Source organism: Allocoleopsis franciscana PCC 7113, assembly GCF_000317515.1.
GTDB lineage: Bacteria > Cyanobacteriota > Cyanobacteriia > Cyanobacteriales > Coleofasciculaceae > Allocoleopsis > Allocoleopsis franciscana.
Genome location: NC_019738.1, coordinates 1,983,771 through 1,996,098, shown reverse-complemented (window position 1 = coordinate 1,996,098; position 12,328 = coordinate 1,983,771). Strand labels below are relative to the sequence as shown.

Genomic DNA, 12,328 nt, shown 5'->3' with positions numbered 1-12,328 from the left:
GTTCGGGATTTGCCGGGGTCACCAACGACCCTTCTAGTGGCTCTGAGAAACGGATTGGGGCGACTCCTGCTTGAACACCCCGTAGGCGATCGCCAGAAACACGGGTACGACAATCAGCATCGATAGCGCCGTGTAGGTCGCGTGGAACTTGCTGACTGTGAATAGAGTCGGCGCGGTCACGGCGCTTCCGGCTACGGCGCTTCCGGCTACGCCCATCAAGAGATTGCCGCCGATGTTGTTCGCGAAGTGTACGCCGATGGCGAGTTCGGTGGTTCCGTCAATCAACGAAACCACGGTCCACACCAGACCGGGAACGAGGAAGTAGTTGAAGAATACCGTGAGCCAACCGCCCGCACTTGCCTCCGGGTTGAGCAGGTGCGATAGGGCGAAGATCGTGGCTGGCACCAGCGCCAGAAACACGCGGTTAGACCAAACAATACTCGCACCCTGCACAATGTAGCCGCGAAAGAAAAGCTCCTCTGTGGTGGTCTGGATCGCAACGAAAATCAGTGCGATCGGCACGAAGAGCGCGAACGTTGTGAGGTCAAAGTTAAAAGAGAAGGTGTCGGGATACAAGAAGTACTGTCCCAGCCCAGCGATCAGCCAGACTGGCACGAACCACGCCACAAACCCCTGACCGACACGCCGCCAGCTAATCTTTTCCCGCGCTGTGACCAGCGTCCGGGGATGACGCTGGTGAATGAGGGTGACGGCGATCAGGATTCCCGCGAGGAAGAACAGAAAACTCGCCCTGAACGCAACGAAGCCCCCCACGAGACCGAGCGCAGCGTAATCCAGCCGATTGACCGCCGCAAGCGCCTCCTGACCGCCAAACAGGAACGCGATGCGGGGGATGGCGATGCCGCCGACCACCAGCCCCACAAAGAAGATGATGACTAATCCCAGAACATACCGCCACCACCGATACTTCCCCCACCCGGCAGCCTCGACGTAAGTTGCGTCTTTCCCTTCCGCTCCGCTTCCCTGCTTTCCTTGGGTTGCTTTGATCCTCATCGTTGTCTCCTTTACTCGTGCGTGTCTAAGGTTGAGTTGAGTATCGCGAACCCAACCTACAGAAAAGTTTTGTCAATCAAGCAGCGTAATGGTCATGGTTTCTCGTCATGTTGTAAATTGAGCCACCTAAAGGTATTCCAGTTACTTTTTTGTGCCACGGGAACAAAGCATTTGCGATAACTCAGGTAGGGTTCTGGTTCAGAGAAATAGTCCCAATCCACCAGTGAATAAAGTTCAGCTTCTCGTACAAGCTTGTTGCATTAAAAGGCGGTTGTTTTGATAGACCTCTAATGTCCCAGCCTGTGGATCATCCAACGTCCCATCCCAAACCCAATATTCATAGTTGCCACTCCCAAATTTGTACACTCGAACGCCTTCAGTCGCCTGGCTGGTTCCTCCACCCAAACTTAAATTACCGTTAGGACTGATGGCACGATAAAGCAGTTCACCAGACTGATAGTTTCGCCAAATGTTAATGGTGTAACCGCCCTGGCATTGGGTACTCAAGATGAGGTCGGCTGTAGAATCAGCAGCAGCAGGCAAGGAGAAATAACCTGAAATACAGATAGGCAGAGTGAAGAATAATGTGACTCTTTTAAAGAGTGTTTTCATTGTTTTCCTTGTGTAAAACTTATTGATTGAATAGTTCAAATCGAATTGCCTCAGCGGTGTGCTTACTAAAATCCGCTAGCTTCATTGGAGGCACTTATTCCTGAGATTAAAACCGAGCATTTACAAGTTGCTCATTCACGAGGCTTGATGAACTCACTGTATATCTGTTATCAATCACTAACGGTTGACCAGTTATGAATAGAGCTTAGTGATTTGCAGCAACAATGGCTGTCATTAACTCTGTCATCTTCCAGCGTCCGGCATATCGAATGTTATTGATGAATAGGGCTGGAGCAGTTGTTACTCCACTGTGTATTCCGCCTTCAACATTTTCATTGATGCGATCGCTATGCACTTGTTTAGACACATCTTTGAGAAATTGAGGCATATCAAGCCCTAAATCATTGGCATACTCGATCAGGTAACCGTTCTCTAACTTCTGTTGATGAACAAATAAAGTATCGTGCATCAACCAAAATTGTCCTTGTGCAGCGGCGGCTTCAGCAACTTCGGCGGCTCGTTGAGCATGAGGATGAATCTGTGTTTGCGGAAAATGACGGAAGATAAAGCATAAATAATCTTCTCCAAAAGAAGCACTCAGCTCTTGTTTGATTCTTTGAATTATCCTGTAAACGTCCGCACTTCTAGAGCATTGATAGTCTCCATACATCACCAGCACGACCTTGGCACTCAGCACACCTTGCATCCAATCTTGAGTTGAGGGGGGTACAAGTAAGGAACTGTAGCTGCGATCGTCGTTCATTTTTTTACGTTTGCAGCAAGTACGGAACTTTGCAATTGACTTGCTCAATCCATTGACTGCATCTCTATTTGCATACATTCAATATAGGAAATTGCCTTCAAGCTGTCTTCTATAGCGAGTTAAAATTTTTACAGTCAGTCACCAAAGCAACCTTGTCTTTCAGCATTATGATAGTTACCTCTTGTTGTGAATGGCTGTGTCACTTTGTCAAAAACTCAATGAGCAATACGTGTAGGAGCCAGCAATAAGAAGCACCTCCTACAACCAGGATGAGTACGATCCTGGTTGCAAAATGGCGGGTTTAGGCATTGATATTTGCTGGCTCCTGCACTTAGTTGCGATCGCTGGCACGATCGATCAGTGCGTTTGAGGGCAAGTTCGGATCAAGTACCTTGCGCGCACTGTCAACTCCTACAACGGGCAGTGTACCCGGATCAAGCATACCGAGTTGAACCAATACACTCGCCTGATCCCAGTAGAGGTGTTCGTGGGCTAGCTTGTCGTCACGAAACTGAACAATTACTACCAATGCCATTTCAACCCGTTTAAGAGTCGGAGCAATGCCAGGTAGCATCCAGTCCATCTGGATGGTATGAGTGAACTTAACTAGCATTTCATCGACGAGTTGATTAGTCCCGATTGTGCGCGAGACCGGAGTCAACTCCATGTCCGGCGGCATCTGTGGAATGAAGTACTTGGAATAAAACTCGCGCAGTGCCGGTTTTCCTACTCCCCCAATCATTACCGGAATGCCGTTAACGTAAGCATCCTCAACCATCGTGGCGAGAGTATCTTCAGTGTTGTGAGCGTCAAACTCAAGCCGCAGATGCTCATCCCAGAGTTCTTGCAAAAACTCCTGGGCTGGTGTCAGATTACTAGTTGCCTTTCCATTTGCTTGTTCGTCTACAGATTGCTGTTTGACCATGATTGGATTCTCCTAGTTCTATTTATTTAAAGTGTATTGAGTTCCAAGGCTCGACTTCTTTCAAATTCTTACAATGATTTGTCAGATTCTTGTGGAATTAACGAACCTGCTTTGGTGTCATTCGAGTAATTCGCTTAAACTATTGGTTCAAATGGCTCTGACTGGAAAACCCGGTTTGGAAAGCAATATCAGCAATGGTTAAAACAATTCGCAATTCGCAATTCGCAATTCGCAATTACGTTTTGGGACGGGGATTTAAACCCCCAAAGTTCGTTAAATCCGTTTTCGATAACATCGATTTCGCCCGTTCCACCCGTTGTTGAATCACGTACTGATGCGGTAAATAAATTCTGCATCCATCTATACAATGGCAGGAAAACACAAAACTAAGAGAACTGCTAAATTGATTGACCAAAAAAGTAGTAAGAGATGCAATAAACTATTAAGAACTTTTGGGCTAAATGTATTGAGTTGAGTATTTTTATTTACAACCTGTTGACTCTGCCATAATTGCCAAATCCGATAAATCGTGTAAATAGTTCCGATAATTACCAGTAAACTGGGAAACAAAATGCTACTTAAAATTTGTTCAGTTATTATCTGAACAAGTAAAACTAGTAAATAGAAGCCTAAAATTTTTCGAGGTTCGGGATAACGCAGCCAAACCAAGAAAGCAATGCCAGGGAGTAGTAGCCCAACTCCAATAGCCACCCAGATCCAAAATTGTATAAAGTTGGTTTCCCATGCGCTGTAATCTATAACTGTCTTGACTGGCAATACTTGATTTTTGATGAGCCAGCCAATCAGCAGAATGAGTAGGGTGGCAAGGGTTACAAATGACAACGTTGTTTTCCAGGTCAATGATGTATTGATTGATGACTTCATAATCATTTACAAACAGCCTCTTAGGACAGATTGAACGGCTTAAACGACCACGTATAGCAACCGCCACAACCGTTAGGACATTGCAAAAGCTGGGATTGACAATTAGCTTTGGGGCATTTGTTCTAATCGCCTTGGCGACTGCTATACCAGTAAAAAACATAAAAGCCTTCTGCCTCCTGCCTTCTGCCTTTTGCTATAAAGGGTAACCACCACCCACGAGCATGATTTGCCTGATTGGATGCACTTCTATTTGCATAAACTCAATATAGGCGATCGCCTTCAAGCTGTCGTCTATAGAGAGTTAAAAGTTTTATAGTACAAATTGATAGAGTAACCCTGCCATCGCAGAGTAGAAGGCTGACTCTAACTTAAGTTAGAATCTCCATTTGATCGAAAGTACACCCTACAAACTAACAATGCCGCGCTTAACCGCAACAATCACAGCCTGGGTGCGATCGCTCACATCTAACTTATTCAAAATCCGATTGACATGAGATTTAACCGTGCCTTCACCAATACTCAAAGCCGCCGCAATTTCCGCATTACTCATTCCCTGTGCTAGTGAGCGAAGTACTTCTAGTTCTCTTTCACTCAGTTCTGGATTGCTGAGTCGCTGTGCTAATTTTGCTCCCACATCGGGCGGAATATACTGCTGACCCCGATAAACGGTACGAATCGCATTCAGAAGCTCGTCTGGTTCAGTTTCTTTCAACAGATATCCTTTGGCTCCTGCCTGCAATCCCCGGTAAATATCTTCGTCACTATCATACGTGGTTAGTACAATAATCCGAGCAGATTTAGCAATAGCACGAATTGCACCGATGGCGGCAACTCCTTCAACTTCAGGCATTCGCAGATCCATGAGCGTGACATCCGGTTGGTGTTCCTCAAATAGCGCGATCGCTTGTTCCCCATTTTCCGCTTGGGCAATCACGTTCATATCAGGGTCACGGTTAATAATCGTGGCTAATCCTTGCCGAAAGATAGCATGATCGTCCGCAATTAGAACCCGAATGGTCGTGGCTTGGCTCATCGTGAGCTTACTCCCGATCGATGGTGACAATAATCTCTGTTCCGTGTCCGGGTTGACTCCGAATCGTGAGTTGTGCACCGATGCGCTCTGCCCGCTCGCTCATGCCGAGTAAGCCAAAGCCCTCAGAGGAGGGAATACTGCCCACTCCAAAGCCCTGTCCATTGTCTTTTACGCGCAACAAAAACTGATCATACTTGTAGACTAGCTCCACTCGAATTTCGTCAGCATGGGCGTGTCTAATCGCATTGGTTAAGGCTTCCTGCCCAATCCGCAGTAGGTTACTCTCGACTTCGCTGGGTAGAGCATACACTGCACCCTCAATCTCATAGTACAAAGTGGTATCCATTGCGGCAGCTCTAACCTGAGCGACGAGACGATGGAGAGCACTTTGTAAACTGCCTTCCTCCAAAAGCTGAGGACGGAGCGCGACAACCGATCGCCGCGCTTCAGTCAGTCCAGTTCGCGCCAATTCTTTGATCAGATCGAGATGTGCCCCAGTTGCTTCTAAATCATCCGTTAGCACCTGTTTCGCCGCTCCCACCTGAGCCAGAATGCCCGTAAACGACTGAGCGAGTGTGTCGTGAATTTCGCGTGCCATGCGGTTACGCTCTTCCAGAATCGAGGTGGCTTCTGCTTGCTTCTGCGCCGTAATATCTCGCACCAGCCAAATCACCTGATCGTGGCTGATTGGGGCAATGCGAGCCGAAAACCACATTTCTCGTCCATTTAGAAACGCACCATACTCGACCGTGAGGATTTGTTGGGTTCTCAGTACCTGCTGAATATAACCTAGAAACTCATCAGCTTCTTCCCTTCCGAGTTGATGCATAGTTTTACCAATCATCTCCTCAAAGGGTTGCCATAGCAGATTTGGTTCCAGTACCATTATTTCAAGGAATCGCCCTTCAGCAGAGAATACAAACAATGGATCGGGAATTGCCTCAATTAGAGTCCGTAGCTTTGACTCTGAGACTTGTAGGGCTGCTTCTGCTTGTTTGCGATCGCTAATATCTGCAAGCACCCCTTCGATGTAGTCATCGCCTGCATTCAGATAGGAAGAGAAAAGTCCCCAAAACACTGTCCCATCTCGTTTTTGCAACTGTGCTTCAAAGCTTCGCACTTCCCCATCCCGCTTCATCACTTCAATGCCTCGTTGGCGATCGCTGGGATTGACCCAATAGCCTATAGTGTGTTCAATTCCAATCATCTCTTGGGGTGAATCAAAGCCAAACAGTTCTGCAAAGCGTTGATTGGCATCAAGAATTAATCCATCACCGATGCGGGTGCGGTAGATGCCAACCTGGGAGTTTGCAAAGATAGCTCGGAACTTGGCTTCACTGCGTTGTAATGCCTCTTCTGCTTGTCTACGCTGGGTGGTGTCGTTGCCCACCGATAAGATTTCAACGACATCTCCCTGGTCATTGAAAATGGCTTGATTCGACCACTCCATCCAAACTCGCCGACCATCTCGACACAAATTTTCACCCTCACCTCGCGGGTACGATTGAGGATTACGAAGTAAATCATGGACAAAGGGTTTCATATCGCGTCCAGAGAGTTCGATATCTGGAAGGATGGTTTCAAATAAGGTTCGCCCTAAAATCTCATGTTCTTCATAGCCCAGAAGTTTTACCCCATAATCGTTGATGTAGTGAATCCGTCCTTGCGGATCATAGCGAACGATGACTGAATTCGCGGTTTGTAGCAGGTTGCGGTAATTAGCCTCACTTTGTCGTAACGCAGCAGTTCGTTCTGCAACCTGTTGCTCTAAAGTGCAGTTGTAGTCAGCTAGGAGTTTCTCGGCTTGTTTGCGCTCCGTAATGTCCTGAAAGGTAGCGATCGCATAAATGATATTGCCCTGTTGATCAAAAACTGGTGTTCCCCGTGCCTCAAGTAGAATTGAGACATGATCTCGACGAATTTCTATATCTTCAGTCCTGATGCGTTCGCCCTTTAATGCCTGCACAATAGGCAAGCTCTCCGCTGGATAGACTTGATCCGTTCCCGCTACATAAAGCTGATAAGCCTCTGAGATCTGCTCTGGTGCGATGGAAGGATCAGTCTCTTTGCCCACGAGTTGATTGCCGCATTGGTTGGTATAGTAAAGGCGACCCGTCGCATCCACGATCCCAATTCCCACCGGAATCGCTTCGAGGAACTGGGTGATCTTGCTTTCCTTAGCCCGCAGTTCTGAGTAAAGGTTGGCATTTTCGATGGCGATTGCGGCTTGAGTCGATAATAGCTGCAAGACTTGCGATCGCTCTGGTGTAAATACTCCAGCGGCTAACCGATTTTCTAAATACAATACACCGACCAGCTTGGCTTGATTCAGCAGCGGCAAACAGAAAATAGATTGAGGCTGGTTCTGTTGAATGTATGGCTCATTAATAAAAGCATCTTCACGAGTCGCATCATTTAAGGTGACAGGCTTCAGAGTCCGAATCACATATTGAATGATTGATTCTGGCAATTGAGCGGCAATTGGAGTAGACTGTAACACCTGAGTCGCACAAGCATTCTCCTCGGCATTGAGTTCACAAGCCGCTTCAATCGACCATTCTCCTGAGTTTTCTAAAATCAGATATCCGGTTTGTGCGCCAGCATTCTCAATTAAAATTTGCATCAGCGATCGCAGCAATTGCTTCAGTTCAATTTCACGAGAAATCGCCTGTGAAGCTTTCATCACTGCTGCTAAATCGAAAGCAGTATGGAAGGAATTAGAGATAGTTTCAGCAGTAATAGGAACTGATGCGGAAGCGGCTCTAGACGACTGACAAAAGAACTGTGGATAGCGTTTTTCTAAGTCTTTAACTTTAGCGATCGCGCCCCAGCGACTATAGCAATAGTGCGCCTCTTTCATATAAGTTTGAGCAATTTTCTCTCGACCTCGCGCTAGATAATGCTTAGCCGCTAATTCATAAGCTAATGCTTCCTCCTGGATATACTCATTTTCAGCAGCACCTGCGATCGCCCGTTCATAAAACTCTTCAGCCTCAAGAAATTGCCCTAAGACTCGCGCTTTCTCTGCCTCGACTAGATAAAATTTATGTAGATAATTCATTGGGGCGTGTTCTGCCCATTTCTGCATCTTTTCTTGGTTGGTGTTAACACAGTTTAGCCAAGCTACTTTTTCAGAGTTTGAAGCATCGAGCGATAGACTCAAAAACGCTAGAGAATGATAGAAACAGAATACAGGTAAAACCTTTGTTGCTGTCACTTCTTCAAAATGTTGCCTTGCCAGAATAGCACTCTGTACAGCTTGATGATATTCTTCAAATAGATAACACAGTATAACTTTGTGCAGATATAGCATTTGAATTGCAGTTCCATCTTTAACTTCAAGGGCGTGTGGTAATGCCTGCTCTTCATTACACACTCGACCAACTAAGCGACTGGGATTCTCAGACCTGTCTAGCAAATTAAGAATGGTCTGCCACACTATTGCAATCCAAGTCGAGGGGCTTTCCCGTCTGATTCGATCAACTGCTTTGCTGTATGTTGCCGTTTTCTGTTCCAGTTGGGTGAGTTCCTCACCGACGAAAAACGAGTTGTAGCACACGTCACATGCAGCATAGCCAGCGAATTCAAAGTCTCCAGTGTCCACTCCGTTTTGATAAGCATCAATCAGCATGGGTATTGTGTTCCTAAGATGCACTTTCCAGTGCATGATTAGGGCAACCGATACCACAAATGCTTTAGCATCCCTTTTTTTGGTATTCAATCGTTCTAGCGAACCGAGAGCCAATTTGCCAAATTTATAACCAAGTTCAATGTCTTTAACAACTCCACATAGAACAACTCCATAGGCAGCATAACTCATTGGTGACCAGGTAGAATTGCCGTAGTCGAGCGATAAATTTACCATTTTGCACGCAATAAGTACCTGTAGTGCTGTCGAAACTATAAACGCAGTCGCTCCAATACTCGCTAGGATTGACATTGCTGCTAGCGGTTCTGGTGCAGTCATCTCTGGTAAATTAATCAAGTCTTCAATTTCTCGTTCAGCGAGTAGTGCAGCCGTTGACTCCAATCCGCCTCGAACATCTAACTCACTTGGATTTTCTGGTAAAATCACTCCCAGAAGCTTTAACACTTCCAATCCAATTTTAAGTGCTTCTTTCAGGTTGCCCTGTGACAAATGTCTTTGAATTCTGCTGTCGTAAACCTGCACTTTGTCAACCACTGTCTTAGCGTGAACGAGTACCACTTCTACGAATTGTTCCATCTCATCAAAGCAACCATGAAGATATGCTGCTTCTGCTGCTTCTGAGTACAGCGCTAAAGTAAGGTCATACTCACTCTGCCAACTCTCTGGATTGAGAAGTTGAATCCCTGTAGTGAAATACTTAAACGCGGCTTCATAAGCCGTTGCTGCCTTCGCTTTCTGACCTGCTATTAAATTCAATCTGGCAATTTCAGTTCGTTCTGGTTGAGCAGTGACTAGCTCAATTCCCTGATTGAGATGATCGATGATTTCAAACAACCGATCGGATCGTTGCTCTGGTGAAGTTTTTTCGAGCAAATTGCCACCGATTTGGAGATGAACCACTTGTTTCTGCGATTCATCAATCAAAGCATAAGCCGCTTGCTGAACGCGATCGTGCAGAAACTTATACTCTTGAACCAACAAGTCTTCGTCCAATTCAGACAAAGGTTGAATTAATCCAGATTGTATTGCTTCTAATAAATCCTGGAAAATTGCTTTCGGTGATTTTTCGCAAACGATCGCCAACGTTTCTAAATCAAACTCAGACCCAACACAAGCAGCGATGGAGAGAACTTGCTGTGTTGCTTCCGGTAATTTTTGCAACTGACGCAGCAGCAACTCCACCACATTATCGGTGATATCTTGAGCTTCAATCTCAGCCAGGTTCCACTGCCACCCCCCTTTACTTCCCCCCTTACCAAGGGGGGATTGAGGGGGGTCAGGATGATTTCCTGAAATACTGCTCCCTGGTTTCGCAGTTCTAAGAGCGTTAAGACCACCGGATGCGTTGGAGTCAGTTCGTTATTTCGGTAGGCTCCGATCAAAAACAAATACTGGATTTGCTCATCAAGTAAGACGAGTTCGATTAACTTCAACGTCGCAGAATCGATCCACTGTAGATCGTCTAAGAAAATGACTAGGGGATGCTCTTTTGCACAAAACGCCCGCACAAACCTTTGAAACGTAAGATTGAAGCGATTCTGTGCCTCAGTTGCTCCAACTTCGGGCACAGGGGGCTGCTTGCCAATAATGAACTCAACTTCGGGAATGACATCTATGATAATTTGTCCGTTGCTTCCCAAAGCAGTGAGTAAACGCGATCGCCATACTTCCACCTGTTCATTGGGTTCTCCCAAGAGTTGCTGCACCAAATTTTGCAGAGCATCAACGATCGCGCTGTAGGGAATGTTGCGCCGGAATTGGTCAAATTTGCCAGAGATAAAATAGCCGTGCTTTGCGGTAATCGGTTTAGAGAGTTCCTGTACCAATGCTGTTTTGCCAACGCCAGCGTAACCAGAGACCAGCATCATTTCGCTGCATGAGGGTGTAGGGTGTAGGGTGTGGGGTGTGGGGTGTGGGGTGTAGGGTGTGGGGTGTGGGGTGTAGGGTGTGGGGTGTTTTTCCCGATTCTCGACTTCCGATTCCCGATTCCCCGTCACTCTGTCAAACGCTACCCATAATGCTGCAATCTCCGCTTCTCGCCCATACAGTTTTTGAGGAATGCGGAACTGCTCGGAAACATCTTGCAGTCCCAACGATATGGCGTTAATCTGACCCGTTTCTGCCAGTTGTTGAGCACAGCATTCTAGATCTGCTTTGATGCCCCAGGCACTCTGATAGCGATCCTCTGCATTCTTCGCCATCAGTTTCATCACAATGTCGGAAACTGCTTTAGGAATTGTATGCCTGGTCGATGATGAACCATCCCTGCCCACACCCCACACCCCATCCCCCATACCCCTAACTTCGTGTGGAGGAATCGGCGGTGTAGCAATGTGACAGTGGACTAGTTCCAGGAGATCACGGGTGGGAAACGGCAATTGTCCCGTCAACAGTTCGTAGAAGGTTGCACCCAGCGAGTAGAAATCAGTGCGATAGTCGAGCATCCGGTTCATTCGTCCGGTTTGCTCTGGCGACAAATAGGCGGGGGTTCCTTCTAGAAGATGGAGACTTTTGAAGGTGGGATTGGTGCGACTGAAGCGAGTGGCAATGCCAAAATCAATGATTTTGACAACGCCAGTCCTCGGATTAAAGACAATGTTGCCAGGATTAATGTCCTTATGGATGACATGAGCCGCATGGATTTTGCCTAGAGTATCAGTAATGGCGATCGCCATTTTCAGAAAAACCGACAACGGCATGGGAGAGAAGTCTAACTGTTGCCGCATCCAGCATTCTAAAGACTCTCCACCAAAGTCTTCCAAAAGAATAACCAGCGTGCGCTGGTAGTCTTGCTGGCTGTATGCCTTGACTACGCCTTCAATGTTGAGAAAACGAGTAATTTCATACTCCTGCCGATAGCGAGTTAATTCCTGAGGAGAGGGATAATCCTGCTTGAGAACTTTGGCAATCACTGCACAATCATCTTGCTCTCTGATGCCCCGATACACCAAAGAAGCTAAGCTCTCATAAATTTTGCTGTGGATAGTAATTCCAGGCAGGGTAATCATTGAATGCTCCCCGATGAAGGACTGCCATCCGTTTCCCAAAGTATATCGTTTGTCAAACTCTATCAGGACGTACGCAACTGTCACAATTGATTGTCGATGGTGTGGAGCACATTACTAATCTGACACCGGAACGACAGAAAATCCTCCGCTTTTTGGGAACCGAAGCGAGGCGTTATTATCATGCTGGCTGAGTCGGTGGCTTGAGCTGATTGGGCTGTGTTGAATCTGTCACTATTTCTGGGCGGCAGTATATGCTCACTAATTAGCGTTGTATTTCCTTGGCTTTTGATGCCTTCATTGAAGTCAACGCTGAGTCGTTGTGATTATCATCATCAATAACATACTGGAAACGTCTTTTGCGATCGCCTTTTTCAGAAAAAACGAGAGCATCCCAATTGTGCAAAAATAAAGGGACAGCCATTATTCGCGAGTAATAATC

Annotated in this window: 9 protein-coding genes; all 9 read right to left on the bottom strand. The window is 46.5% G+C overall.

Going from position 1 to position 12,328, the window contains the following annotated elements; all coding sequences use genetic code 11:
* Positions 1-33: 33 nt before the first annotated feature.
* Positions 34-1,014, bottom strand: coding sequence for a CPBP family intramembrane glutamic endopeptidase (locus tag MIC7113_RS08430; protein ID WP_015181747.1), 981 nt, complete (start codon positions 1,012-1,014; stop codon positions 34-36).
* A 234-nt stretch (positions 1,015-1,248) separates the two neighbouring features.
* A complete protein-coding gene (locus tag MIC7113_RS08425) occupies positions 1,249-1,626 on the bottom strand; it encodes a hypothetical protein (RefSeq protein WP_015181746.1) in 378 nt (125 codons plus the stop codon).
* Positions 1,627-1,831: 205 nt separating this feature from the next.
* Positions 1,832-2,389, bottom strand: a complete 558-nt coding sequence (locus MIC7113_RS08420; protein ID WP_015181745.1) for a DsbA family protein — start codon at positions 2,387-2,389, stop codon at positions 1,832-1,834.
* Between the two features lie 331 nt (positions 2,390-2,720).
* Positions 2,721-3,314 carry a SnoaL-like polyketide cyclase gene (locus MIC7113_RS08415; RefSeq protein ID WP_015181744.1) on the bottom strand — a complete coding sequence of 198 codons (594 nt, stop codon included), beginning with the start codon at positions 3,312-3,314 and terminating at the stop codon, positions 2,721-2,723.
* 589 nt (positions 3,315-3,903) lie between these two features.
* Positions 3,904-4,359 (bottom strand): hypothetical protein, encoded by a 456-nt coding sequence (locus tag MIC7113_RS37505; protein ID WP_216596369.1) that lies wholly within the window; start codon positions 4,357-4,359, stop codon positions 3,904-3,906.
* A gap of 243 nt (positions 4,360-4,602) precedes the next feature.
* Positions 4,603-5,232, bottom strand: a complete 630-nt coding sequence (locus MIC7113_RS08405) for a response regulator (RefSeq protein WP_015181742.1) — start codon at positions 5,230-5,232, stop codon at positions 4,603-4,605.
* A gap of 7 nt (positions 5,233-5,239) precedes the next feature.
* The gene (locus tag MIC7113_RS08400; protein ID WP_041779948.1) at positions 5,240-10,066 is read right to left on the bottom strand and encodes a PAS domain S-box protein; all 4,827 of its coding nucleotides are present in this window, start codon (positions 10,064-10,066) and stop codon (positions 5,240-5,242) included.
* The gene (locus MIC7113_RS38925; protein WP_015181740.1) at positions 9,970-11,889 is read right to left on the bottom strand and encodes an ATP-binding protein; all 1,920 of its coding nucleotides are present in this window, start codon (positions 11,887-11,889) and stop codon (positions 9,970-9,972) included. Before MIC7113_RS38925 ends, MIC7113_RS08400 begins: the two co-directional genes overlap by 97 nt.
* Before the next feature lie 262 nt (positions 11,890-12,151).
* Complete coding sequence (locus tag MIC7113_RS36080) at positions 12,152-12,310, bottom strand: hypothetical protein (RefSeq protein WP_015181739.1); 159 nt, start codon at positions 12,308-12,310, stop codon at positions 12,152-12,154.
* Positions 12,311-12,328: the final 18 nt, after the last annotated feature.

Coding starts and splice junctions, on each gene's coding strand:
- MIC7113_RS08430 (WP_015181747.1), bottom strand. CDS start 1,014: ATGAGGATCAAAGCAACCCAAGGAAAGCAGGGAAGCGGAGCGGAAGGG.
- MIC7113_RS08425 (WP_015181746.1), bottom strand. CDS start 1,626: ATGAAAACACTCTTTAAAAGAGTCACATTATTCTTCACTCTGCCTATC.
- MIC7113_RS37505 (WP_216596369.1), bottom strand. CDS start 4,359: ATGTTTTTTACTGGTATAGCAGTCGCCAAGGCGATTAGAACAAATGCC.
- MIC7113_RS36080 (WP_015181739.1), bottom strand. CDS start 12,310: ATGGCTGTCCCTTTATTTTTGCACAATTGGGATGCTCTCGTTTTTTCT.
- MIC7113_RS08415 (WP_015181744.1), bottom strand. CDS start 3,314: ATGGTCAAACAGCAATCTGTAGACGAACAAGCAAATGGAAAGGCAACT.
- MIC7113_RS38925 (WP_015181740.1), bottom strand. CDS start 11,889: ATGATTACCCTGCCTGGAATTACTATCCACAGCAAAATTTATGAGAGC.
- MIC7113_RS08405 (WP_015181742.1), bottom strand. CDS start 5,232: ATGAGCCAAGCCACGACCATTCGGGTTCTAATTGCGGACGATCATGCT.
- MIC7113_RS08420 (WP_015181745.1), bottom strand. CDS start 2,389: ATGAACGACGATCGCAGCTACAGTTCCTTACTTGTACCCCCCTCAACT.